This window comes from Ruegeria sp. AF8, assembly GCF_056541825.1.
On record NZ_JBQFYW010000008.1, the window covers coordinates 148,080 to 171,234 of the forward strand.

Here is a 23,155-nt window from a genome sequence, read left to right on the forward strand (position 1 = left end):
AAACTACCCTTTCAGCTCTCCGTCAGTCTGGTTGCTTTTTGACGAAGTCTCTCCCGGGTTTTGTCGACATCCACGATGAAGCGCTCATGTCTGCCTTTGCAAATCGTGTCGAGAGCATCTTTGGCGACCACGTCGAAGACCACTTTGCGCCCCTCCACCTCTGTTACCGAAACGGATACTGTCACTTCCATTCCAAGCAGCGTTGGCGCGGTATGGGCGATTGATACGACTGTACCAACCGAATCCTGCCCGTCGGGCACAATTCCCACGATGAGATCACGGCACGTATGTTCAATGTCGCGCACTAGCGAGGGTGTCGCATATACCCGACAATCCTCGCCCATAAAGTCTATGGTGCGTTCCACGTCGACAACAATTGTCCGCGTTTCAAGCACACCAACAGTCAGGTTCTCAGGCATTTTTCACCGCCACCGCTTAATTTATGTAATTCGGTACCAGCTTACCTATTTAACAAAAAAATTCCAGAGGTTTTTTTGAAGCGGTGCCTTCAAAGGATTCCGGCAAGTTTTGACGCCCCGAATTTCTGCTCCCATGCCAAGGTCTCAGCCTGATTTGAACTGAGATTTCCGCTTCGTAGCCGCAGCAAAAAATAGTGATCGCGATAAAGGCATCGCGGATTACGGGCACACAGAAGACATCCGAACCCTGGCGGCAGGGTTTCGCCAAATTGCTTTCAGTCGGCCGAGTTCTGTCCGTTGGAGAACACAATGCCCCAATGGTCGGTTTTTTAACCCGGCGATCCCTGTTCAGCTAGTTGCCAACTCGATCGCTCGGGGCCAAATCAGTTAACTCGAACTATCGACCCCGACCTTGAAATGGGAAAGCAACATCAGGGCGCTTTCCGCGGACGGCATCAATTGCGCCGTCAGCCTGGAGAGAGTTTCGAAGTCTTTCCGATTAAGACTTTGAAACATTATGTTGTTCACCTGGTTCTGAATTCCGGCCAGTCGAGAGATCCGTTTTCTGGCGGCTTCGGTTTCCCTGAGGCGCACTTTTCTCCGGTCTTTGCTGTCGACGACTTTGTCCACCAGACCCAGACGAACAAGTGCATTTACCGAGGTGGTGACAAAAGACCCCGAGAGGTGCAGGTGTGCCGAAACAGTCTTGATGTTCACGTCCTGGGTTCTGGCCAGATGCATGATCGACGTGAGGATCATATACTGTGGCGGTGGAAGACCCACGATATTTGCGTGCCCTTCGATTACGGATTTCATCCGGGACGAAAACGCGATGGTGTCGAAAATATACTGGCGGAAAGCCACGTCCGTACCGTCGATCAACAGCTCATCCCGATCCACCATCAAATGGATGCCCTGGGTTTTATCCTTCTTTGAACTTGCCAATCCTCAGCTCCTGTTCTGGTCAGACAGAACAATTTTACCTTGGTAAAAAAGTTTTTTCAAGCTTATGAAATAGTGAATCCTGGGGCTGAATGCCTGACTGTTGATGAGCATTGCCTTGACTTCTCCTTGTTTGCAGGTTTCGCGTTCAGATCCCGTCCATGCCAAATTTAAGTGGCTACAAAACCCCAACCAATGGCGATTGGACGAAACCGGCCTTCAGTTTGACCTTTGGAATGAACGTGTGAAAATGTAGGCATGGTCGATGAATGAAGGTCAAAATTTTTCCATTACCTTTGCTAACAAGGTTATTGACAAATATAAAATGATGATCAATCATTCTACATGCCCATCAATGTGAACCGCCGTGCCAAAATTTCGGCAGACGGTTCACCCCAGCGCCGCGGGTCGCGGTCGCACGACAGGGAGGGAATGATCAAATGCAAATCTCAATATGGCACCAGATCCGAATTGCGGTCACCTTGATCGGAGGCGCCACCGCGGTCGGGGCCGAAACTCAAATCGTGCACGACGCAGAATTCGTTCGTATGGAACAGGAGTTCGGGGGCCAATGGGCCAATGACGCCAAAGCTGTGCGGCAACGCCTGGCAGATCTGGAAATCCGCTTCGGCAAAAAGCCCAACATCGTGTTCATTCTGGCCGATGATGTCGGATACACCGAACTTGGCAGCTATGGCGGCGGAAAAATTCGCGGCGCTCCGACGAACAATCTCGACCAAATGGCGGAAGAAGGGATGCGTTTCCTTTCGTTTTATTCCGAGGTCGAATGTTCGCCATCGCGCGGGGCGGTACTGACTGGCCGCCACCCAATCCGCAACGGGGTCTATAACATCACCTTACCTGGTGAAAGCGGCAGCGGCCTGCATGGTGACGAGGTTACCATCGCCGAACTCTTGTCCGACGCCGGCTACTACACGGGGTTCTTCGGTAAGTGGCATCTGGGGGACGATGACGGAAACCATCCGACAGAACAGGGTTTCGATGAGGCCGAATGGTCCGAAGGCAACCCTCCCTGGTGGGTGAACAACAAGAACGCATCCAAAGATGACGACATTGGCGGCTTTTCTCAACGCGCGCTTATGTATTCTCCGGGGCCGGAAGGATTTCCATACGACACCGGCGGTGTGATGCGCGCAAAAAAAGGGGAAGAACCTCAGCTCGTCTACGAATACTCGATGGAGAAGTACAACACCTATGACTCCGACGTTGCCGACCTCGTGATTGATTTTATCGAACGGCGCGCCGATTCCGAACAACCGTTCTTTGTGAATTTCTGGGGCAAGGGAAATCATTTCTGGGGCGCGCACCCTGATTTCCGCGATACTCCGGCTGAAACAAATACCTCAGCGCAGATGGTGGAACATGACTACAATGTCGGTCGTGTGCTGAAAACCCTGACGGATCTTGAGATTGAGGAAAACACGCTTGTGATCTGGAGTTCGGACAACGGACCCATGTACACGGTGCACCCGCATGGAGGTTATTCGTTGCTACAAGGCGGCAAAGGAGAAACCCGTGAAGGGGGTATCCGGGTTCCGGCAATTGCGTGGTGGCCGGGCATGATCGAACCGGGACAGGATCCGCTGGATCTTGTTCAGATCACCGATTGGTTTACCACCTGGGCCAGTGTTGCAGGTGTTCTTCAGGATGTGCCCGCGGACCGCGTAATAGATGGTGTGGATCAGTCCGGGCTACTCCTGATGGGCGAAGGCAAGGGCAGGCGAGACTATGCGTTTCACTACAATCGAACCAGTCTGGAAGCCGTGCGAAAGGATCAGGTCAAGCTTAACCTGAAACCCCGCAATCCTGATTTTCACTTTTACGAAGTGTTCAATATTTACCATGATCCGGCGGAACGGTTTCCGAATGAAGCACAAAACGGTATTTGGGCAGGACCCGGGATTACAAAGATGATCCAGGATCACATGGCGCTGATCGAGGAATATCCGCACCGGCAAACGAAAAGCTTCTACCGGAACTTCGACACATCATTCGACCCCCAACGCAGCCCCGTTTACACGCCGGGCAAACAGGTGGAATGGTAGAGTAACGCGCCAAAGTTCCATCCGGAAAACCCGGTCCGAACATGGATGGATGCCGAAAGTTCAGCAGGAGCAGAAAATCCGGTCAAACGGTTTGGGCGAGCAACTCAGGCGGAAAGCGGTGCATTTGCCGAACGGTATAAATCGGCTTGTGGGTAAAGCCGTGTGTGTTGGCACATCAGACCGGCACTGCAAATTCATGCAGTGCCGGTCTGATGCTTGACAGTACCGCTCAGGCGGTTGTTCCTTTCAGACGAATTGCCGAACCCAAACTGCCGGCGCAGACACCAACGACAATGGCGATTGCCAGATCGATGGCATCCAAGTGCGAAAACCGAAACCCGGCAAATACCAGCGTCCCGATCACACCGACCAGGCCGCCCATGACGGCACCCAGCCAAATCTGGCGTGTCATCATACCCAGCGCCAGACCCAATACACCCGGCAGGCCGAGGACATTGGCGCCGATGGTTCCCAAAATATCAAGCATGTCTTGCCCCTTCTCAATCCGTCCGTGTGGTCAGGAATGACCGGATCTCGTCACTATCCGCTGCTGCCTGTTGATGCACCGATCCGGAGGGCTCCGATTTCAGCGCTTCGGTGACGTTCTGGTATTCCTCAAGGTAACCCGGCGGCAAACTGTGGGCGATGCCCTGGTGACAGTCGATGCAGGTCATGTTTTCGTCGATCGCGCGCTGGTGTTCCGAAGCGGCGCGGGTTTCCTGGATGGTGAAATCCATGTAGTCAAAGTTGTGGCAGTTTCGGCATTCCCGGCTGTCCGACGCCTTCATCTTTTTCCACACGGCCGAGGCCATGCTCAGACGATGGTCTTCGTATTTCTCGGGCGTGCTGATCGTGCCTGCCAACTCGTGATAGACGTCCTTGACCGCCATGATCTTGGCCTTGATCTTGTGGTTCCACTCGTCCGGCACGTGACAGTCCGAACAGATCGCGCGCACGCCGGAATAGTTGTTATAGTGGACGGTCTCACGATACTCGCCCAGGTTTGTTTCCATCGTGTGGCACGAGGTGCAGAATTCCTCGGTATTGGTCAGTTCCAGCGTCCAGTGGAAGCCGCCCCAGAACAGGATACCGGCCAGAAAGCCCGCGAGGACGAGAAAACCGGTGCTGAACATGACCGCCGGTGACCAGAACCCGTTCCACAGGCGGCCAATCCAGCCACGTTTTTCGGGGGAGTCTGCCATATCGGTGCTCCTTTCAATCTTGTGTTGGATTAGTTGCCTGAGGACGGCTGAAAGACGTTATCGACCAGCGCCGGCGAATCCGCCTGAGGCACGTGGCACTGATTGCAGAAATACCGGGTGCCTGCGACCCGATCCAGTTCGTTGCCCTCGCGATCCAGATAGTGGGTCATCGACAGGGTCGGCGCGTTTCTCTCGCCCGCTTTGGTCCAGTCATGGCAGGACAGGCACTGGTTGACGCGCAGGTCGATCTGATATTGTTCGACCGAATGCGGGATCAAAGGCGGTTGCTGGCGATAGTTCCGCTGAATCCGCCCCTCGACATTGCGATGGATCTGATCAAGCGGCACCGGTTCGTCAACCTCGGCACCGCGCAACGTGTCGACCGATTGGGCCAATGCATATCCGAGACTTCCAACAAGGGTTGCGACCGCGAGGGCGCTGGTAAGTGCAAAAGTCTTCATTGAGTTTCTCCGTTTCTTGCTTAGGCCGCGCGACCGGCCTCGGATGGGTTGTGTTTCTGATTTCGGCGCTTCGGCCGGGCCGGGCTGGATCTGGAATCGAAGCGGTGGGTGAACTGAAAGACATCGGGCGCGCAGACATCGACGCAGCGGCCACAATTGGTGCAGTCGGGACTGAGGATCAGCGGCGTTGAGCCCTCTTCGCCTCTGAGCGCCGGAGTGATCACCTGCATTTCGGGGCAGACGGCAAAGCAATCCATACAATCGTCGCAATCGGCACGGTTGATGGCCGAAACACGCAACAGTGATCGGGTGCCCAGCAGACCATAGAACGCGCCCACCGGGCATAAATGCCCGCACCAACCTCGCCGAGACACCACGAGATCAAAGATGAAAACCGCGATCACGAAGGCCCAGGCAAACCCCATTCCGAAAATGAGACCTCGATGAACCATCGAGATCGGATTCACCACTTCCCAGGCGATGGTGCCGGTGAGCGCCGAAACCGCGATCACCATGGCAAGCACGTAGTATTTCGTTGCGCGCCTGGGCTGCCAGCCTTTTTGCAGGCCAAGGCGTTCATGCAGCCAATGCGCGGCGTCCGTCACCGGGTTGATCGGGCAAACCCAGCTGCAATAGACGCGGCCGCCAATCAATGCATAGACGATGCCCACGATCACCGCACCGATGAGCGCGGTAGCTTCGGGCCAGTGCGATGCAAAAACCGACTGAACCGTCACGAACGGATCGGTCAGGGGCAAAACACCGAATGTGAGCGACCCGGCCAGGTTCCCCTTGACCCACCAGATGCCGAACCAAGGGCCCATCAGGAAAATGAACAGAAAAAACAGCTGAGCCGCCCGCCGCAACAGCAGGTATTTGTGCGCCTTCAGCCAACCTTTTTCGGCGATGGCCTCGTGACCGATGGGGCTGAACGTTTTTTCGCTCATTGCCCTGACCCCCCAGTGCCTGGCAGGGAAAAGCTGGGCGCAAAGCCCCCTTCCATGCTGGGATCGGGTATCGGCTCGGAAATATAGCCGCCCGGTGCCGCAAGATTGTCGGTGCCCGGACCTGGCAGGCGATCCGGCAGGTCGATCAGATCGTCGACCAGCGGGTTCCGCTCTTCCCATCCGAGTTTGTAGTGCTCAGCCGACTGAGCCGTCGCCAGGCGGCGCGGCAACACCTTGATGGCCGCCTCTTCCGGCAACACGCAGGCCTTTTCGCATTTCCCGCAGCCGGTGCAGGCTTCCGAATGCACGACCGGCATGAAAATCGCGTGATGCCCGGACCTTTCGTTGTGCCGGACCTCCAGCGTGATTGCCTCGTCGATCACCGGGCACACGCGATAGCAGACGTCGCATCGCAGCCCAAGCGCATTCAGGCAACGCTCTTCGTCGATTAATACTGCAAGCCCCATATCTGCATCGTCGATATCGGTCAGCCCCTTGTCGAGAGCACCGGTTGGGCAGGCGGCAACGCAGGGAATATCCTCGCACATCTCGCAAGGCACATCGCGGGCAACGAAATACGGCGTACCGGTCGCGGCGCCGTCGACGCCGAGCTCGGCCAGTTTCAGGGTGTCATAGGGGCAGTCCCGAACGCACAATCCGCACCGGATGCAGGCGGCAAGAAACTCTTTTTCCGCCAGGGCGCCGGGCGGGCGCAATGCCTGCGCCGGTAGGGCGCGTGCGTCTGTCGCAACATAAGCCAGGCCAAACCCGCACACCGCACAGCCCGCCGTCGCACGGGCCGCATCCTGCAGGAAACGGCGCCGGTCGACAGACCTGGGTTGGCTGTTGGAATTGGCAGGCATGGCCCTGTCCCTTGCGAATGGTGGTCAGGCGGAGCGCTTACGCGCGCTCCACCTTGCAGGCGCATTTCTTGAAGTCGGTCTCTTTCGAGATTGGACAGGTGGCATCAAGCGTCAGCTTGTTGATCAGCTGGCCCTCGTCGAACCACGGCACGAACACCACGCCGCGCGGCGGCTTGTTGCGGCCCCGGGTTTCGACCCGGCTTTGCATATCGCCCCGGCGCGAAGAGATGGTGATTTCCTGGCCACGTCGCAGCCCACGGTCCCGGGCGTCCTCGGGGTGCATATAGACAACCGCCGACGGGAAAGACCGATGCAGTTCGGGAACCCGCCGTGTCATCGACCCGGAGTGCCAGTGCTCAAGCACGCGACCGGTCACAAGCCACAGGTCGAACTCGTCATCCGGCACTTCCGGCGCCGGCTCGTACGGGGCGAAAATGATGTTCGCCTTGCCATCCGGCTTACCGTAGAATTGAACGCCCTTGCCCTCTTCGACATAGGGATCATAGCCTTCGCGGAAGCGATAAAGGGTTTCCTTGCCGTCCACGACAGGCCAGCGCAGACCGCGCGCCTGATGGTATGTGTCGAACGACGCCAGATCGTGCGCCTTGCCGCGTCCGAAATCTGCATATTCCTCGAACAGGCCCTTTTGCACATAAAAGCCGAAATGCTCGGATTCGGCGTTGTTGAACCCCTCGGCGGTTTCCGTCAGCGGGTATTTGTTGATCTTGCCGTTTTCAAACAGAATCTCGTACAGCGTCTTGCCGCGATATTCCGGCTTTTCGGCGATCAACTCTTCGGGCCAGACCTCTTCGACCTTGAAACGCTTCGCGAATTCCATGATCTGCCAGACGTCTGAACGCGACTCGCCCGGTGCATCCACTTGTTGCCGCCAAAACTGGGTGCGGCGTTCGGCGTTGCCATAGGCGCCTTCCTTCTCGACCCACATGGCAGTCGGCAGAATCAGGTCCGCCGAAAGGGCGGTTACGGTCGGATAAGGATCGGACACCACAATAAAGTTTTCCGGGTTGCGATAGCCGGGCAGGCCTTCTTCCAGCATGTTGGGCGCGGCCTGCATGTTGTTGGTGCATTGCACCCAATATGCGTTCAGGTCGCCATCCTTCAGCTTGCGGTGCTGCAACACGGCGTGGAAACCCGGTTTGGGCGGGATCGTACCTTTCGGCAGGCCCCATTTCTCTTCGGCGATATCGCGGTGTTTCTCGTTCATCACCACCATGTCGGCAGGCAGGCGGTGAGCAAAAGTGCCGACCTCGCGCGCGGTACCGCAGGCCGACGGCTGGCCGGTCAGCGAGAAGGGCGAGTTGCCCGGCTCCGAGATTTTACCCACCAGCAAATGCACGTTGTACATCAGCGAATTCACCCAGGATCCGCGGGTGTGCTGGTTGAAGCCCATGGTCCACAGGCTCATCACCTTGCGGTTCGGGTCCGCGTATTGCTGCGCCAACTGTTCCAGCTTACCGGCAGGAACTCCCGACAATTCCGAAACTCTTTCCACGGTGTATTCGCTGACGGCCTCGGCATATTCTTCGAAGCTGATCGGCGTCAGTTTGCCATGGTTACCTTCGTGCGCCGGGTTTTCCGCTGCCTGTTCCAGATCGTGGGTCGGGCGCAGGCCATAGCCGATATCGGTCGCCGTTTTGGTGATATTGACGTGGTTCTTGACGAATTCCTCGTTCACCGCGCCGTTCTGGATGATGTAATTGGCGATATAGTTCAGGATCGCCAGGTCGGTCTGTGGCGCAAAGATCATGCCGTTGTCGGCCAGTTCGAACGAACGGTGTTCGAAGGTCGACAATACGTGTACCTCGCAGCCCGGCTTGGTCAGGCGGGTGTCGGTCAGGCGCGACCACAGGATCGGGTGCATCTCGGCCATGTTCGAACCCCACAGCACGAATGTGTCCGCATGCTCGAAGTCGTCATAGCAGCCCATGGGCTCGTCGATTCCGAATGTACGCATAAAGGCCGCCACGGCAGAAGCCATGCAGTGGCGTGCATTCGGATCGATGTTATTCGAGCGCAGGCCCGCCTTCATGAACTTGGCGGCAGCATAGCCTTCCCACACCGTCCACTGGCCCGACCCGAACATGCCAACGCTGGTCGGCCCCTTCTTGGCCAGGGCCTCTTTCCATTTCTGCGCCATGATGTCGAAGGCTTCGTCCCAGCTTACAGGCTCGAACTCGCCTTCCTTGTCGAAAACGCCGTTGGACTTGCGCAAAAGCGGCGTGGTCAGGCGGTCCTTGCCATACATGATCTTGGACAGGAAATAGCCCTTGATGCAGTTCAGGCCCCGGTTCACCGGTGCTTCGGGATCGCCCTGGGTCGCAACCACACGGCCATCCTTGACACCGACCAGAACCGAACAGCCTGTACCGCAGAAGCGGCAGGCGGCCTTGTCCCAGCGGATATCGGGGCTTGGAAGCTGCGCTCCTGCCTTTTCAGGCAACGTAATGCCGGCCGCGGAAGCGGTGGCGAGGGCAGCACTTGTTTTCAGAAACGCACGGCGGGATGCGGAAGCGGTCATCGATATGGTCTCCCAGAGTTCAGTGTTGGGTCTGTGAAGTGCTCTCTTGGTCAAGCTCTTCAAAATGGTGGTAGGTCAGCGTGACATTCAGCACGCCGGGAATTTGGTGCAGGGCCATGATCTGGTCCGAGGCTCTTTCACTTGCGGTATCCTCGACGGTCACCACGACGCGCCCGTCCTCGTGCGCGTGCACTTCGCCGCCTTCGGTCGCGTCGATCGCCTCGATGACGCTTTGGGTCATGGCGGGCATGGTATGCACCAGGCAGCCGCAGATGTTTGTCATGGGCGAATCTCCTGACCGGTATGGGGTTGGATAAGCGTGATGGCGTTGGCCGGGCAACTTGCAACGCAGGCGCCGCACCCGTTGCAGGCCGCGTCGTCGATCAGCGGCTCGGCGCTGCCACCGACACGAAGTTGGAATCGGATCGCTGACTGTTCGCACTGATCCTGGCAGGTGCGGCAGTTCACGCGGTTCAGAGACAGGCAATTGTCGGAAATCGCGGCTTGCCAAGGCCACGGTGTATCCGGTTTCAGCGCGCCGGGTTCGCAGGCTTCGATGCAGGCACCGCAAAACGTGCAGGCCCTGCGGTGGACATCGACGACGGGGAACCCGTTTTCACCTGCTATTATGATCGCCTGCGGACAAGACGCCGCGCATTCCCCGCAGCGTGTGCAGGTTTCCAGAAACGCGGCCTCGGCACCAGCGCCAAACGGGCGCGGTACTGGCGCGGGGTTCATGCTTCCGCGCAGGAAATTGCGTCTCGTCGTGTGGCTGGTCATTGTCTTCGGCTCGCGCCAGATTGGCTTTGCTGACGTCTCTGTACTCTGCAAGCATGTTCCAAACTTTGACCGAGATCAATTGATTAGCGAACTAAATCGGCAAGTTCCTGTACCCTGCCCGTGATCCTTGCCCAATTTCACATTAGACGCCTTGCCAAAACGCACCTGTCCGGAACTTTTCGCCGCCAGTCACCGGGGTTTTGCCCCCGGATTCGTACGGTGTCAGCCCTTCGTGGCGGCCAGTTCGGCCAGAGTCACGAACAGTTTGGTTGCGACGGCCATGTCCTGAACCGATATCCATTCCAAAGGACCGTGTATATTCTGCATCCCTGTGAAAAGGTTGGGAGTCGGCACCCCAAGCTCGGTCAGACGCGAGCCGTCAGTGCCGCCGCGAATCGGAATTGAAACCGGTTCGACGCCGATTTTTCGGCTGGCCGCAAAAGCCAGATCCACCGGCGCCATATCCTGTTCCAGCCAATAGCGCATGTTGCGGTACTGCGGCGTTATCGCGCAGTCGATTCTTGCGCGCGGCTCCGAGGATTGAACCACATCGCAGATCTGCCGCAACAACCGCCCCTTGGCTTCAAGCCCGTCCAGCTCGAAATCCCGCAGGATCAGCTTGATCTTCATCTCTGCCGCGCCCCCGGTCATGTCGGTCGCGTGGATGAAACCTTCGCGCTCTTCGGTCACCTCGGGCGTCATCGTCGATTGCGGCAGCATCGAAATGATCTTGGACGCGAGATGTATGGCATTCACCAGCTTTCCCTTGGCCCAGCCGGGGTGAATGGACACGCCTGACACGGTGATCTCCGCGGCGTCCGCGGAGAAACTCTCATACTCGATCTCTCCGACAGTGCTGCCATCGAATGTATAGGCGAAATCGGCAGCCAGATCGCCAGGCAGCCGGTCATCCACGCCACGCCCGATTTCCTCGTCGGGGGTAAAGGCAATCCGGATGGGGCCATGGGGTATCCGGGGGTTTTCCTGCAGATGGCGCGCGGCGGTCATGATAATCGCCACGCCGGCCTTGTCATCCGCCCCCAGCAGGGTCGTACCCGACGCGGTCACGAGGTCATGCCCGACCTTTCCGGACAGGACCGGATATTCCTCGGGTGACAAAATGAGAGACGGATCATCCGGAAAACTGATGTCGCCGCCGTTGTAACCCCTGATCACCCTCGGCTTGACACTGCTTGCCCTGAATTGCGGTGCGGTGTCGACATGGGCCAAAAACCCGATGGTCGGACCGGGAGCGGTTGCCGGAACCGTAGCCAGGACAACGCCGTATTCCGTCAGTTCGACATCCTGAGCGCCCATCCCCTCCAGTTCGGCCTGAAGCAGGCGCAGAACATCAAACTGGCATTCGGTACTGGGTGAACCCGGCGAATCCGCGTCGCTTTGGCTGTCGATCGCCGCATAGCGGACAAGCCGGTCCTCAAGTTCCTGCTCGAATTGCATCTGCGTCCCGCCCCCTTTTGCCTTTCGCGAACAAAGGAGCTTTGTGAACAGTCAAGTCAAGCCCCTGCCCCCGGTACGGCAACAAATCGTTGACTGCGTTTTGTTTAATCATGAAAGTGATATTGGTACGCATAAAAGCACTCAATACGGGGAGGAGACAATGAAACGCAGAGACTTCATGAAGATCGGCGCCACGGGCGCGGCGGCCGCAACGCTGGCCAGCCCGGCGGTCGCGCAGGACATCCGGCAATGGAAAATGGTCACGGCCTGGCCCAAGAACCTGCCGGGACCGGGCGTCGCGGCTCAGATGCTGGCGGACCGGATCACCAACCTGTCGGGCGGGCGGATCGAAGTTAAACTCTTCGCCGCCGGAGAACTTGTGCCGGGGCGGGGCGTGTTCGACGCGGTCTCGGAAGGAACAGCCGAACTTTACCATGCGGTTCCGGCCTATTGGGGGTCCAAGTCCAAGGGGATTCTGCTGTTCGGTTCCCAGCCTTTCGGCCTGAGGGCCGACGAGCAGTTCGGCTGGCTGTATCATGGGGGTGGTCAGGCGCTTTATGACGAAATGTACGGACGCTTTGGGCTAAAGCCGTTTCTTTGCGGCAATTCCGGCCCGCAATGGCAGGGCTGGTTCCGTGACGAGATCAACACCGTGGATGACCTCAAGGGACTCAAGTTCCGCACCACCGGACTTGCCTCCGAGATGTGTTCCAAACTCGGCATGGCCGTTCAGGCCATGGGCGGGCGCGACATGTTCCAGGCGTTACAGACAGGTGCTCTGGATGCCGGGGAATTCATCGGGCCGTGGACAGACAGCGCGCTGGGGTTCTTTCAGGTCGCCAAGAACTACTATTGGCCAGGCGTCGGCGAGCCGTCATCGGCAGAGGAATGCGCAGTCAATCTGGAAGTCTATTCCGAGCTTCCGGACGATCTGAAACAGGCCGTCAGTTTTGCCTGCGAAAGCCTCTATAACCCTGTCTGGACCGAATACACGACCAAGCACGCGCAGGCGCTTGCGGCCATGGTCGCGAACGAGGGCGTGCAGGTCCGGCAATTGCCGGACGACGTAGTCGCAGCCATGGGCGTCGCCGCTGCCGGGGTCATGGAAGACCTTGCCAATGACGACGACGAACTGGTGCGCCGCATCACCCAGAACTTTCTGGATTACCGCGATTCCGTTGGCTCTTATATGACCTACGCGGATAACGGCCAGATGAATGCCCGTGCAAGCGTTCTGGGCTTTTGAGGCATTGGGCGAGTAACCTGAACCGATGCGTGTCCGGACGCATCGGTTCTTTTTGAGGTGGTCATGACGCGGCTTATCGAAACGCTGGATGGCATCAATCGCGCAACTGGCATGGTGATACGGTGGTTCGCCCTGGCGATGCTGCTGATCCAGTTCGCGATTGTCGTTGCGCGCTATGCATTCGGCTTCAGCACCATCGCGACACAAGAATCGGTGCTGTATCTGCATTCGGCCCTGTTCATGCTGGGTGCGGGTTACACGCTTTTGGTGGACGGTCACGTTCGCGTCGACATTTTCTATGCCAGGCTCGGGCCAACCGGCCGCCGGCGCGTCGATCTCGCGGGCCATCTTTTCCTGCTCATGCCTGCAATGATCATGGTTTTCTACTGGTCCTGGCCAGCAGTGCGAAACTCGTGGAAAATTCTGGAAGGCCCGATTTCGGTCGGCGGAATAAAGGCCGTATTTCTTTTGAAATCGCTGATACCACTTTTCTGCGCACTTGTCCTGCTGCAATCCGTGGCCTGCGTTCTGCGGCTTTTGGCGGAAAGGCCGCGCGATGGCTGAATACCTCGACCTGATCATGTTCGTGGCTTTGGTCGCCATCATTCTTTCGGGCTTTCCGGTGGCGTTCAGCATCGCAGGCACCGCCATTCTGTTCGCCCTGCTGGGCTGGTTGCTTGGCGTGATGGATCTGTCGCTGCTCGGTGCGATGTCGCAGCGTATCTATGGGCTGTTGACCAACAATGTCCTGATTGCAATTCCACTGTTCGTCCTGATGGGAGCGATCCTTGAAAAGAGCCGGATCGCCGAGGATATGCTGGACACGATGGGCCGGTCCTTTGGCCAGCTCAGGGGCGGGCTGGGCATCTCGGTGATATTGGTCGGCATGCTGCTGGCCGCGTCGACCGGAATCGTGGGTGCGACGGTTGTTGCGATGGGTATGATCGCCCTGCCCTCGATGCTGCGGGCGGGGTATGATCCCCGCGTCGCCTCGGGCATCGTCTGTTCCGCCGGAACCCTGGGGCAGATCATTCCGCCCTCAACTCTGCTGATCATCCTGTCGGATGTGGTGTCGAATGCCTATCAGCAGGCCCAATACGAACTTGGCAAATTTTCCATCGAAACAATCTCGGTGGGTCAGATATTTGCCTCGGCCCTGCTTCCGGGCCTGACGATGGTTGCCCTCTATATCCTCTATGTTCTCGTTCGCGGGGCGCTACGCCCCGACGATCTGCCGCCTTCTCCCGGGAATGGCCGCAAACCCGGACTGCGCGAAGTATCCCGCGCCATTCTGCCCGCAATCCTGCTCATCCTCGCGGTATTGGGCGCAATCCTCAGTGGTATCGCTTCGCCGACCGAAGCGGCCTCGGTCGGCGGCATTGGCGCCGCGCTTTTGGCCGCCGAAAGGACGGGTGAGCGCAAGCGGCTTTTGCTCGTCGGGGTTGCCGCGCTGGCCGCCCTTTCGCTGGGCGCGGGGCTTTTCCCGGTACGGTTTCAACGCAGCGACCTGACCGGATTTGAGGCCGGCATCGGGGTGGTCTATCTGGCCCTGACCGCCGTCGGCGGCGCATCTGTTCTTTCTGCAATCCGCTCGCTTGCTGCCCACAAGATCATACAACCAGCTCTGACCTCGACCCTGACGATGACCTCAATGATCTTTGCGACGATCCTTGCCGCCGGAATCTTTTCTCTTGTGTTCATCGGGCTGGGTGGCGAGGAACGTGTCGCGGCAATTCTGCAGGAACTCCCGGGCGGAGCCAATGGCGCGCTTCTATTCTGCATGCTGTTCATCTTTGTTCTCGGCTTTTTTCTGGATTTTGTCGAAATCTCGGTGATCGTTCTGCCACTCGTACTGCCGACGCTAATCGTCATGGGTCACGATCCGATCTGGCTTTCGGTCCTGATCGCAATCAACCTGCAAACATCCTTTCTGACACCACCTTTCGGCTTTTCGCTGTTCTATCTGCGAGGGGCGGCACCGCCCGAGGTGACGACCGCGCACATCTATGCCGGGGTAGCACCTTTCATCCTGCTTCAGGCCGTAGCGGTCGCAATCATCTGGTTCGTGCCGCAAATCGCGACAGTCCTGCCCACCCTTCTGTTTTGACGGCGTTCCGGCCGGATTCGCCGGCTTGAAATTGGTTGCGGTTGACAAATCCCGTTCATTTAATTAACAAGTGAAGTAATTGGAGGAACCATGCCGCACTTCAGCATCGAATATTCCAGAAACCTGGAGCGCATCGTCGACATCGCGGCCTTGTGCAACACGCTTCGGCTAGCGGGAATTGAAACAGGCGTTTTTCCTCTGGCGGGGATTCGGGTGCGCGCCTACGCCTGCGACTTCTGGTCGATTGCGGACGGTGACCCGCAACACGGCTTTGTCGACATCTCGATCCGCCTGCGGGCGGGCCGCGCGCACGAGATCAAAAGGGACGCCACAGAACACATATTCCGGGCCGCCCACGACTTTCTCACACCAGCCATGGCGCAACACTCGATCGCCCTGTCACTGGAGATGCGCGACATAGACCCGGATCTTTCCGCAAAGACCGGCACCATCCGTGATCATCTGGAGCAACAAGAATGACCGCACTCGACAACAATCTCGCGAAACTTGACAGCTACCTTTCCCGCTTTCGCGAAACCGGCATCCGCAACCGGATCGCGGGGCAGGACCGCGACGGATCGGGCGGCGTGTTTCAAACCATATCGCCGGTCGACAAATCGGTCATCTGCGACGTCGCCCATGGCACCGCCACCGACATCGACGCGGCGGCGCAGACGGCAGCGAACGCATTCACGGACTGGCGCGACATGGCCGCGACCGAGCGGCGAAAAATCCTGCTTAATATAGCCGATGGCATCGAGGCCCGGGCCGAAGAAATCGCCCTGTGCGAATGCTGGGACACCGGCCAGACCCTGCGCTTCATGTCCAAGGCGGCGCTGCGCGGGGCCGAAAATTTCCGCTATTTCGCCGATCAGGTTGTGCAGGCCCGTGACGGCCAGCACCTGAAATCACCGACGCTGATGAACATCACCACCCGCGTACCTATCGGCCCAGTTGGCGTCATCACCCCGTGGAACACCCCATTCATGCTGTCCACGTGGAAAATCGCCCCCGCGCTGGCCGCGGGCTGTACCGTCGTGCACAAACCCGCCGAGGCCAGCCCCCTGACCGCTCGTCTGTTGGTCGAAATAGCCGAACAGTCGGGACTGCCGCCCGGTGTTCTGAACACGGTCAACGGCTTTGGAGAGGAAGCCGGCAAACGGCTGACCGAGCATCCGCTAATCAAGGCCATCGCTTTTGTCGGCGAAAGCCGCACCGGGTCGATCATCACGAAACAGGGCGCGGACACGCTCAAACGGATGCATCTGGAACTGGGCGGCAAGAACCCCGTGATCGTCTTTGACGACGCCGATCTCGAACGTGCGCTGGATGCAGTGATCTTCATGATCTACTCGATCAACGGCGAGCGCTGTACCTCGTCATCCCGCCTTCTGGTACAGGACACCATCAAGGAAAAGTTCGAGGCCAGGCTGGTTGAACGCGTGAACAACATCAAGGTCGGCCACCCGCTTGATCCGGCCACCGAAATCGGCCCACTTGTGACCGAGGAACATTTCGACAAGGTGGCCTCTTATTTCGACATCGCGAAAACCGACGGCGCCACCATCGCCGCCGGCGGGACCACTGTCGGTGACACGGGGTATTTCGTCCGCCCTACCCTTTTCACCAACGCCACCAACGACATGCGCATCGCGCGCGAGGAAATCTTTGGCCCCGTCCTGACGTCGATCCCCTTCTCGACTGAAGACGAGGCGCTGCAAATGGCCAATGACACGCCCTATGGCCTGACAGGCTATGTCTGGACCAACGACCTGACCCGCGCCCTGCGCTTTACCGACCGACTCGAAGCTGGGATGATCTGGGTCAATTCGGAAAACGTCCGCCACCTGCCAACACCGTTCGGCGGGGTCAAGGCCAGCGGCATTGGCCGCGACGGCGGCGACTGGAGCTTTGAATTCTACATGGAACAGAAACACATCGGTTTCGCGACCGGCCAGCACAAGATCACGCGCCTGGGCGCCTGACTTTCAGCGATCCAAAGGGAGTAGCACACATGGGAGAAATCGTACTCGCAGCCAAGATGACCCACGTTCCGACGATGCTGATGTCGGAACAGGAAGGCCCCATCAAGGGCAAACGTCAGACTGCCATCGACGGTCATCGTGAAATCGCCCGCCGCGCCAAGGCGCTTGGGGCCGATACGGTGGTGATCTGCGACACGCATTGGGTGATCAACGCAGGTTTTCACATCAACGCCAATACCGAATTCGAGGGTCTTTTCACTTCGAACGAGTTCCCTCAATTCATCCAGAACCTGCCCTATTCCTATCCGGGCAATCCCGAGCTGGGCGACGCAATCGCCAAGATCGCATCCGACAAGGGCGTCTATACGCTGGCTCACCACCTCGACAGCCTGGAACTGGAATACGGCACTCTGGTTCCGATGCGTTTCATGAGCCGCGAGCACGACATGAAGGTCGTATCGGTCGCCGCCTGGGCGACGGTGCACGACCATTCCGAAAGCCGCGTCATCGGCGAGGCCATCCGCGAAGCGGTCGAGGCCAGCAACAGCAAAGTGCTGCTGGTCGCATCCGGTTCACTCTCCCACAAGATCTGGGCAAACAAGGACTATGCCGCCAATAACGGCACCTTCACCATCAGTTCCGAGTTCAACCGGCAGGTCGACCTGCACGTGCTGGAGATGTGGAAAAACGGCGATCATGCGACCTTCCTCAAGATGCTGCCGGAATACGCACAATACTGCTGCGGCGAAGGGTCGATGCACGACACTTCGATGCTGTATGGCGCACTCGGCTGGGACGCTTATGCCGGCAAATGCGAGGTGGTGACCGAATACTTCCCCTCTTCCGGCACCGGGCAGACCAACGTTATCTTTCCGGTCAACTGACAAGGGCGCACCATGCGATTTGCAAGCTTCACCGCCGACGGCAAACCGTTTTACGGTGCGATCACCGACCGCGGCGCGGTGGCACTGTCGCCGGACTTTGCTGAGTGGCCCACGCTTCTGGATGTCGTCCGGGACGGCGGTCTGGACCGGCTCGAAGCCGCCGCGCAAGGCCGCACCGTCACTCATACCGATTTCACCTATGACATCCCGTTGCCCGACGCGCCGCGCATCCTGTGTGTCGGGGTCAACTTTCCCGACCGCAATGCCGAATACAAGGATGGCAGCTCGCAACCGAAATACATGTCGCTGTTTCCGCGATTTGCCAGCGGCTTCACGGCGCACGGTCAGCCCCTGATCCGGCCGCCCGAAAACCACACGCTGGACTATGAAGGCGAGGTCGCGATCGTCATCGGCAAGGCAGGCCGCCGCATTCGGGCCGACGATGCCTATGACCACATTGCCGCCCTGACGCTGTGCAACGAAGGCACCATCCGCGACTGGGTCAGGCACGCGAAATTCAACGTCACGCAAGGCAAGAACTGGGACAGATCAGGCGCGCTTGGCCCCTGGCTTGTCCCATTCCGCGATGCCGCCCAGCTGGACGAGGCGCGGATCGTGACACGGGTGAATGGCGAGGTGCGGCAGGACGACACCCTGAACCGGATGATGTTCCCGATCCGCGAAGAAATCGCCTATATCTCCACTTTCATGACGCTGCAGCCCGGCGACATCATCGTTACCGGCACGCCGACCGGAGCCGGCGCGCGGTTCGATCCGCCGCGCTATCTGAAACCCGGCGACGTGGTCGAGATCGAGGTTAAGGGCATCGGCACCCTGCGCAACGGCGTGGCGGACGAACAGCCATGACGCCGCAGGACCACACCCGCGCTGCCGCCGATCTGCTGACCGCCGAGCGGGACCGTACCCAGATCGGCCTGCTCAGCCTGCGCCATCCTGGCATGACCATGGACGACGCCTATGCTGTGCAGAAAGAGATCCAGCGCGCCAAGCTGGCGGAGGGCCGCAAGGTGATCGGCTGGAAGATCGGCCTGACCTCCAAGGCGATGCAATACGCGCTGAACATCGATATTCCCGACAGCGGCATCCTGTTCGACGATATGGCCTTCGAAAGCAGCGCGACAGTTCCCAAGGGGCGTTTCATTCAGCCCCGGATAGAGGCCGAGATCGCATTTGTCATGAAATCCGCACTCGGCGGTACGAACGTTACGCGCGATCACGTGACCGCCGCGACCGACTATGTCGCACCCGCGCTTGAAATCCTAGACACGCGCATTCTGCGCACCGATCCCGAAACCGGCACCGCCCGCAACGTCTGTGACACGATCAGCGACAACGCCGCCAATGCCGGGATCGTTCTGGGCACCGAACGGCACGCCATCGACGCCTTCGACCTGCGCTGGGTCGGTGCACTCACCTTTCGCAACGGCGAGATCGAGGAAACCGGGCTGGGCGCAGGGGTCCTGAACGATCCTGTCGAAAGCGTCGTCTGGCTGGCCCGGCGCATGGCCGAGTATGGCCAGAATATCGAGCCCGGCCACATCATACTCTCGGGCAGCTTCATTCGACCGGTGGAATGCCCTTCGGGGTCCGAAATCCATGCGGATTTCGGCAACTTCGGCTCGGTCGATATCGGATTTGAGTGAAAGCGCCTGTTACTTCTCGGCAGCCGTGACGATGATTTCGACCCGCAGCGTGTCGCGCGCCAGCTTGGCCTCTCCGCAAGCGCGTGCGGGGGCGTGGCCCTGGGGCACCCAGGCATCCCAGACCGCGTTCATCTTGGCGAAATCAGCCATATCCGCCAGCCAGACAACCGCTTGCAAAATCCGGGTTTTGTCAGAACCTGCCTGTTCTAGCAGCGCCTCGACCCGGGACAGGCAGTCACGCGTCTGGTCCGTGACGGTATTGCCTTCCCCGACCTGACCGCACAGGTAGATGGTGCCATTGTGCTTGACGATCTTGCTCATGCGCTGGCCGGTTTCGATGCGGGTGATGGTCATTCCAATAGCTCCAGATTTTTCTGGCTCTATGGACCTTGCAATGCCACCGGTCAATGCGAATTGTGCCCTGATCCGCACTCACGGATCAGGGCAATATCTATCAACTGTAGCGATAGGGCCGTCCTGCTTTTTGCATATCGGCGTTATACTGCTTGAAGATTTCAACCACCTTCGCCTTGGTTTCAGACTCGGCGGCAATCTCATCCCAGAATTTTGTCGCCGCTGCTTCGACCTGCGCCCATTCCTCGTCCGGAATCGAAGTGAGCTGCATCTTGGTACCATTGACACGCAGCGATGCCTCGCCGCCCCAATACCACCACTGACGGTAATAGTGTGACTGCTCGCAGCACACCTTGAACAGCAGCTTCAGATCCTCCGGCAGTTCTTCCCAACGTTCATTGTTGGCAAAGAAATGCCCGATCCATGCACCCGAAATGTTGTTGGTCAGGAAGTAATTGGTCACATCCGCCCAGCCGACGGTGTAATCTTCGGTGATCCCCGACCACGCGATCCCGTCCAGTTCGCCGGTCTGAACCGCGACCTCGATATCCTCCCATGGCAGTGTAACGGGCACCACACCGAACTGGCTGAGGAATCGGCCCGCGGTCGGGAAGGTGAACACGCGTTTGCCCTGCAGGTCGGCCAGCGAGTTGATCGGGTCCTTGGTGGCGAAGTGGCACGGATCCCATGATCCTGCACTGACATGCTTGACGCCGACCTTAGCGTATTCCTCGGCCCAGATTTCGTTCAGCCCGTACTGGTTGAACAGAACCGGCACATCCAGAGAATAGCGGGACGCAAACGGGAAATACCCCCCGAAAACAGTCACTTCGGTCGGCGACGCCATCGAATCGTCATCCGACTGCACCGCGTCGATGGTGCCGCGCTGCATGGCGCGGAACAGTTCGCCCGTGGGCACCAGCTGATCGGCATAGAACAGCTCGATCTGCATTCGATCGCCGGCGATCTGGTTGAACAGGTTGATCGCCGGATCGACCACATGCTCGGCCAGAGCTGGCCCGGCATAGGTTTGCATCCGCCACTTGATCGTCGATTGAGCCAACGCCGGTGCGGCCAGCGAGGCCGCCGGGACAACGGCTGCCCCTTTCAGAAACTTGCGTCTTGTCGTCATTTTCTCTCTCCCAGTTGAAATTAACGAATTGCTCTCCCCCGCCCCGGTTCGATCCGGGATCACTTGTTGTAAACAACTTCCGGCAGCCACAGCGCGATCTGTGGGAACATCATGATAATCGCCAGCGCCAGTGTCATCACAAGCACGAAGGGCAGGATCGATCCATAGATGTCGCGCAGTGTGATCTCGGGCGGCGCCATGGCGCGCATCAGGAACAGGTTATACCCGAAGGGCGGTGTCATATAGGCAATCTGCGTGGTGATCGTATACAACACGCCGTACCAGATCAGATCAAAGCCAAGCGCCTGCACCAGCGGCACGTAAAGCGGCGCGACGATCACCAGCATCGCGGTGTCGTCAAGGAATGTGCCCATGACGATAAAACTCAATTGCATGAGGATAAGGATCAACCACGGGCTCAGTCCCAGACGCTCTGTAAACAGGTTCTCGATGGCGCGAACCGCCCCCAAACCATCAAACACCGCGCCAAAGGCCAGAGCCGCCAGAATGATCCACATGAACATGCACGAAATGCCCAGCGTGGAGCGTACCGATGTCTCGAACACCTGCCGGTTCATCCGCCCCTTCAGAACGGCGGCGACAAAGGCTGTCAGCGCCCCGATGGCCGAGCTTTCCACCAGCGAGGTCCAGCCGTTCACGAAAGGGACCATCATCGCCGCGAAGATCACCAGTGGCAGGACACCCGCAAAAAGCAGCCGGTATTTCTCCTTCATGAAGACATCTTTGTAGAAGGCCGGGTGCTTGCGAGTGACAAAGGACAGCGCACCGATCAACGCACCGACGCCGATCGTGGCCTTGGCCGAAAGTACGCCAAAACCCAGCAGCACCGGCAAAGCGAGCACCCCCAGCAAAGCGAGATAGTTCAACCGCAACGGATGATCTATGACCCGTTCGTATTCCTCAAGGTTTTCGCGGTCCATCGCCCGTCCCAGCGCCGGGTTCAGTTTGCATCGAATGGCGATGTACAGAATAAACAGTGTCGCCATCATCAGCCCCGGAATGACACCGGCCAGCCACAACTGCCCCACCGGCTGCCGGGCGATCATCGCATAGAGCACCAGCACCACCGAGGGCGGCACAAGAATTCCCAATGACGATCCGGCCTGAATGACACCGGTCACCATCCGTTTGTCATAGCCACGCTTCAGCAATTCCGGCAGCGCGATCGTCGCCCCGATCGCCATGCCCGCAACACTCAACCCGTTCATCGCCGAGATAAGCACCATCAGCCCGATGGTGCCAATCGCCAGACCGCCGTTCAGCCCGCCCATCCAGACATGGAACATCTTGTAAAGATCATCGGCAATCTTGGATTCCGACAGCACATATCCCATGAAGATGAACATCGGCAGCGTCAGCAGCGGATACCATTTCATCAGCTTCATCGCGGCGGCGAAACCGATGTCATAGCCGCCCCTGTCGCCCCAAAGCAGAAGCGATGCAACCACGGCCACAAATCCGATCGCCCCGAACACTCTTTGCCCGGTCATCAGCATCAGCATCATGGTCGAGAACATGATGATGGCGATCATCTCGTAAGACATCAGATCGCCTCCCTCGGGATATCATCGCCCTTGATACGCAGGATATCCTTGCACAGCTCCGATACCGCCTGCAGCAGCATCAGGACCAGGCCGACCAGCATGATCACCTTTATTGGCCACAGATAAGGCCGCCACGCCGTCGGGCTGCGCTCGCCATATTGCAGAGAATAACTGAGCGAATCCCACCCGCCATAGATCAGCACGCCGAGATAGAAGATCAGGAACAGCACCGTGAACGCATCCGTCCATGCCTGCCGCCTGCTTGACCACTCGCCATAGAGCAGGTCCATCCGCACATTCGATCCCATCTGGATCGAATACGCCCCCCCCAGGATGTAATAGGCAACCATCGCGAACTGTGCCACCTCCAGCGTCCACAGCGACGGCAGAAAGAAGGTTTTTGAGATCGACGACCACAACAGGATGCCCATCATCACAAAGATACCGTACATGACGATCCGGCCGATCCAGCGGTTTATCTCGTCGATGAACGAGATGTATCTCCGCATGAAACTCATGCCCGTTTCCCTGTTCTTTTGAC

The 23,155-nt window shown here is 58.5% G+C and carries 24 protein-coding genes; 9 read left to right on the forward strand and 15 right to left on the reverse strand.

What is annotated here, in order from left to right; all coding sequences use genetic code 11:
• Positions 1 to 11 precede the first annotated feature (11 nt).
• Positions 12 to 419, reverse strand: a complete 408-nt coding sequence (locus ACR0AO_RS14825; protein ID WP_480604881.1) for a thioesterase family protein — start codon at positions 417 to 419, stop codon at positions 12 to 14.
• Between the two features lie 387 nt (positions 420 to 806).
• On the reverse strand, positions 807 to 1,364 hold the full coding sequence (locus ACR0AO_RS14830) for a MarR family winged helix-turn-helix transcriptional regulator (protein ID WP_480604883.1): 558 nt from the start codon (positions 1,362 to 1,364) through the stop codon (positions 807 to 809).
• Between the two features lie 437 nt (positions 1,365 to 1,801).
• Between ACR0AO_RS14830 and ACR0AO_RS14835 the strand changes: the two genes are divergently transcribed.
• Positions 1,802 to 3,427 carry a sulfatase-like hydrolase/transferase gene (locus ACR0AO_RS14835; RefSeq protein WP_480604885.1) on the forward strand — a complete coding sequence of 542 codons (1,626 nt, stop codon included), beginning with the start codon at positions 1,802 to 1,804 and terminating at the stop codon, positions 3,425 to 3,427.
• Positions 3,428 to 3,656: 229 nt separating this feature from the next.
• Here the strand turns inward: ACR0AO_RS14835 and ACR0AO_RS14840 are convergent, their stop codons facing one another.
• From ACR0AO_RS14840 to pepT, 9 genes are all read right to left on the reverse strand, one after another.
• A complete protein-coding gene (locus ACR0AO_RS14840) occupies positions 3,657 to 3,914 on the reverse strand; it encodes a hypothetical protein (protein WP_480604888.1) in 258 nt (85 codons plus the stop codon).
• 13 nt (positions 3,915 to 3,927) lie between these two features.
• Positions 3,928 to 4,629, reverse strand: coding sequence for a NapC/NirT family cytochrome c (locus tag ACR0AO_RS14845; protein WP_480604889.1), 702 nt, complete (start codon positions 4,627 to 4,629; stop codon positions 3,928 to 3,930).
• Positions 4,630 to 4,658: 29 nt separating this feature from the next.
• On the reverse strand, positions 4,659 to 5,090 hold the full coding sequence (locus ACR0AO_RS14850) for a nitrate reductase cytochrome c-type subunit (RefSeq protein ID WP_480604891.1): 432 nt from the start codon (positions 5,088 to 5,090) through the stop codon (positions 4,659 to 4,661).
• 20 nt (positions 5,091 to 5,110) lie between these two features.
• Positions 5,111 to 6,037, reverse strand: a complete 927-nt coding sequence (gene napH / locus ACR0AO_RS14855; protein ID WP_480604893.1) for a quinol dehydrogenase ferredoxin subunit NapH — start codon at positions 6,035 to 6,037, stop codon at positions 5,111 to 5,113.
• The gene (gene napG, locus ACR0AO_RS14860; protein ID WP_480604894.1) at positions 6,034 to 6,900 is read right to left on the reverse strand and encodes a ferredoxin-type protein NapG; all 867 of its coding nucleotides are present in this window, start codon (positions 6,898 to 6,900) and stop codon (positions 6,034 to 6,036) included. The genes napH and napG overlap by 4 nt, the downstream gene beginning before the upstream one ends.
• Positions 6,901 to 6,937: 37 nt before the next feature.
• Positions 6,938 to 9,439: a nitrate reductase catalytic subunit NapA gene (gene napA, locus ACR0AO_RS14865; RefSeq protein WP_480604896.1), complete on the reverse strand. Its 2,502-nt coding sequence runs from the start codon at positions 9,437 to 9,439 to the stop codon at positions 6,938 to 6,940.
• A gap of 19 nt (positions 9,440 to 9,458) precedes the next feature.
• The gene (locus ACR0AO_RS14870) at positions 9,459 to 9,722 is read right to left on the reverse strand and encodes a chaperone NapD (RefSeq protein ID WP_480604897.1); all 264 of its coding nucleotides are present in this window, start codon (positions 9,720 to 9,722) and stop codon (positions 9,459 to 9,461) included.
• Positions 9,719 to 10,219, reverse strand: a complete 501-nt coding sequence (gene napF / locus ACR0AO_RS14875) for a ferredoxin-type protein NapF (RefSeq protein WP_480604899.1) — start codon at positions 10,217 to 10,219, stop codon at positions 9,719 to 9,721. Before napF ends, ACR0AO_RS14870 begins: the two co-directional genes overlap by 4 nt.
• Before the next feature lie 222 nt (positions 10,220 to 10,441).
• Complete coding sequence (gene pepT, locus ACR0AO_RS14880; RefSeq protein WP_480604901.1) at positions 10,442 to 11,677, reverse strand: peptidase T; 1,236 nt, start codon at positions 11,675 to 11,677, stop codon at positions 10,442 to 10,444.
• A gap of 160 nt (positions 11,678 to 11,837) precedes the next feature.
• On the opposite strand from pepT, the gene ACR0AO_RS14885 reads away from it, so the two are divergent.
• The 8 genes from ACR0AO_RS14885 (at position 11,838) to hpaH (ending at position 19,563) form a co-directional block, all read left to right on the forward strand.
• Positions 11,838 to 12,923 (forward strand): TRAP transporter substrate-binding protein, encoded by a 1,086-nt coding sequence (locus tag ACR0AO_RS14885; RefSeq protein WP_480604903.1) that lies wholly within the window; start codon positions 11,838 to 11,840, stop codon positions 12,921 to 12,923.
• A gap of 63 nt (positions 12,924 to 12,986) precedes the next feature.
• Entirely contained in the window at positions 12,987 to 13,487 is a 501-nt protein-coding gene (locus ACR0AO_RS14890; protein ID WP_480604905.1) for a TRAP transporter small permease subunit, read from the forward strand.
• Entirely contained in the window at positions 13,480 to 15,030 is a 1,551-nt protein-coding gene (locus ACR0AO_RS14895) for a TRAP transporter large permease (RefSeq protein ID WP_480604907.1), read from the forward strand. Before ACR0AO_RS14890 ends, ACR0AO_RS14895 begins: the two co-directional genes overlap by 8 nt.
• A gap of 90 nt (positions 15,031 to 15,120) precedes the next feature.
• The gene (locus ACR0AO_RS14900) at positions 15,121 to 15,510 is read left to right on the forward strand and encodes a 5-carboxymethyl-2-hydroxymuconate Delta-isomerase (protein WP_480604909.1); all 390 of its coding nucleotides are present in this window, start codon (positions 15,121 to 15,123) and stop codon (positions 15,508 to 15,510) included.
• Entirely contained in the window at positions 15,507 to 17,015 is a 1,509-nt protein-coding gene (gene hpaE, locus ACR0AO_RS14905; protein ID WP_480604911.1) for a 5-carboxymethyl-2-hydroxymuconate semialdehyde dehydrogenase, read from the forward strand. The genes ACR0AO_RS14900 and hpaE overlap by 4 nt, the downstream gene beginning before the upstream one ends.
• Positions 17,016 to 17,044: 29 nt before the next feature.
• Positions 17,045 to 17,899 carry a 3,4-dihydroxyphenylacetate 2,3-dioxygenase gene (gene hpaD / locus ACR0AO_RS14910; RefSeq protein WP_480604913.1) on the forward strand — a complete coding sequence of 285 codons (855 nt, stop codon included), beginning with the start codon at positions 17,045 to 17,047 and terminating at the stop codon, positions 17,897 to 17,899.
• A 12-nt stretch (positions 17,900 to 17,911) separates the two neighbouring features.
• On the forward strand, positions 17,912 to 18,766 hold the full coding sequence (locus tag ACR0AO_RS14915) for a fumarylacetoacetate hydrolase family protein (protein WP_480604915.1): 855 nt from the start codon (positions 17,912 to 17,914) through the stop codon (positions 18,764 to 18,766).
• The gene (gene hpaH, locus ACR0AO_RS14920; RefSeq protein WP_480604917.1) at positions 18,763 to 19,563 is read left to right on the forward strand and encodes a 2-oxo-hept-4-ene-1,7-dioate hydratase; all 801 of its coding nucleotides are present in this window, start codon (positions 18,763 to 18,765) and stop codon (positions 19,561 to 19,563) included. Before ACR0AO_RS14915 ends, hpaH begins: the two co-directional genes overlap by 4 nt.
• A 9-nt stretch (positions 19,564 to 19,572) precedes the next feature.
• Here hpaH and ACR0AO_RS14925 read toward each other — a convergent pair whose 3' ends face one another.
• The 4 genes from ACR0AO_RS14925 to ACR0AO_RS14940 all read right to left on the reverse strand — a co-directional run bounded on the left by ACR0AO_RS14925 (position 19,573) and on the right by ACR0AO_RS14940 (position 23,132).
• Positions 19,573 to 19,917: a RidA family protein gene (locus ACR0AO_RS14925; RefSeq protein WP_480604919.1), complete on the reverse strand. Its 345-nt coding sequence runs from the start codon at positions 19,915 to 19,917 to the stop codon at positions 19,573 to 19,575.
• Positions 19,918 to 20,017: 100 nt separating this feature from the next.
• Positions 20,018 to 21,049 (reverse strand): TRAP transporter substrate-binding protein, encoded by a 1,032-nt coding sequence (locus ACR0AO_RS14930; RefSeq protein ID WP_480604921.1) that lies wholly within the window; start codon positions 21,047 to 21,049, stop codon positions 20,018 to 20,020.
• Positions 21,050 to 21,108: 59 nt separating this feature from the next.
• Entirely contained in the window at positions 21,109 to 22,614 is a 1,506-nt protein-coding gene (locus ACR0AO_RS14935) for a TRAP transporter large permease (protein ID WP_480604923.1), read from the reverse strand.
• Positions 22,614 to 23,132 (reverse strand): TRAP transporter small permease subunit, encoded by a 519-nt coding sequence (locus tag ACR0AO_RS14940; protein WP_480604925.1) that lies wholly within the window; start codon positions 23,130 to 23,132, stop codon positions 22,614 to 22,616. Before ACR0AO_RS14940 ends, ACR0AO_RS14935 begins: the two co-directional genes overlap by 1 nt.
• Positions 23,133 to 23,155 lie beyond the last annotated feature (23 nt).

Excerpts from the sequence above, each read along its gene's own strand:
- ACR0AO_RS14825 (WP_480604881.1), bottom strand. The coding sequence starts at position 419 with ATGCCTGAGAACCTGACTGTTGGTGTGCTTGAAACGCGGACAATTGTT.
- ACR0AO_RS14835 (WP_480604885.1), top strand. The coding sequence starts at position 1,802 with ATGCAAATCTCAATATGGCACCAGATCCGAATTGCGGTCACCTTGATC.
- ACR0AO_RS14840 (WP_480604888.1), bottom strand. The coding sequence starts at position 3,914 with ATGCTTGATATTTTGGGAACCATCGGCGCCAATGTCCTCGGCCTGCCG.
- ACR0AO_RS14845 (WP_480604889.1), bottom strand. The coding sequence starts at position 4,629 with ATGGCAGACTCCCCCGAAAAACGTGGCTGGATTGGCCGCCTGTGGAAC.
- ACR0AO_RS14850 (WP_480604891.1), bottom strand. The coding sequence starts at position 5,090 with ATGAAGACTTTTGCACTTACCAGCGCCCTCGCGGTCGCAACCCTTGTT.
- napH (WP_480604893.1), bottom strand. The coding sequence starts at position 6,037 with ATGAGCGAAAAAACGTTCAGCCCCATCGGTCACGAGGCCATCGCCGAA.
- napG (WP_480604894.1), bottom strand. The coding sequence starts at position 6,900 with ATGCCTGCCAATTCCAACAGCCAACCCAGGTCTGTCGACCGGCGCCGT.
- napA (WP_480604896.1), bottom strand. The coding sequence starts at position 9,439 with ATGACCGCTTCCGCATCCCGCCGTGCGTTTCTGAAAACAAGTGCTGCC.
- ACR0AO_RS14870 (WP_480604897.1), bottom strand. The coding sequence starts at position 9,722 with ATGACAAACATCTGCGGCTGCCTGGTGCATACCATGCCCGCCATGACC.
- napF (WP_480604899.1), bottom strand. The coding sequence starts at position 10,219 with ATGACCAGCCACACGACGAGACGCAATTTCCTGCGCGGAAGCATGAAC.
- pepT (WP_480604901.1), bottom strand. The coding sequence starts at position 11,677 with ATGCAATTCGAGCAGGAACTTGAGGACCGGCTTGTCCGCTATGCGGCG.
- ACR0AO_RS14885 (WP_480604903.1), top strand. The coding sequence starts at position 11,838 with ATGAAACGCAGAGACTTCATGAAGATCGGCGCCACGGGCGCGGCGGCC.
- ACR0AO_RS14890 (WP_480604905.1), top strand. The coding sequence starts at position 12,987 with ATGACGCGGCTTATCGAAACGCTGGATGGCATCAATCGCGCAACTGGC.
- ACR0AO_RS14895 (WP_480604907.1), top strand. The coding sequence starts at position 13,480 with ATGGCTGAATACCTCGACCTGATCATGTTCGTGGCTTTGGTCGCCATC.
- ACR0AO_RS14900 (WP_480604909.1), top strand. The coding sequence starts at position 15,121 with ATGCCGCACTTCAGCATCGAATATTCCAGAAACCTGGAGCGCATCGTC.
- hpaE (WP_480604911.1), top strand. The coding sequence starts at position 15,507 with ATGACCGCACTCGACAACAATCTCGCGAAACTTGACAGCTACCTTTCC.
- hpaD (WP_480604913.1), top strand. The coding sequence starts at position 17,045 with ATGGGAGAAATCGTACTCGCAGCCAAGATGACCCACGTTCCGACGATG.
- ACR0AO_RS14915 (WP_480604915.1), top strand. The coding sequence starts at position 17,912 with ATGCGATTTGCAAGCTTCACCGCCGACGGCAAACCGTTTTACGGTGCG.
- hpaH (WP_480604917.1), top strand. The coding sequence starts at position 18,763 with ATGACGCCGCAGGACCACACCCGCGCTGCCGCCGATCTGCTGACCGCC.
- ACR0AO_RS14925 (WP_480604919.1), bottom strand. The coding sequence starts at position 19,917 with ATGACCATCACCCGCATCGAAACCGGCCAGCGCATGAGCAAGATCGTC.
- ACR0AO_RS14930 (WP_480604921.1), bottom strand. The coding sequence starts at position 21,049 with ATGACGACAAGACGCAAGTTTCTGAAAGGGGCAGCCGTTGTCCCGGCG.
- ACR0AO_RS14935 (WP_480604923.1), bottom strand. The coding sequence starts at position 22,614 with ATGTCTTACGAGATGATCGCCATCATCATGTTCTCGACCATGATGCTG.
- ACR0AO_RS14940 (WP_480604925.1), bottom strand. The coding sequence starts at position 23,132 with ATGAGTTTCATGCGGAGATACATCTCGTTCATCGACGAGATAAACCGC.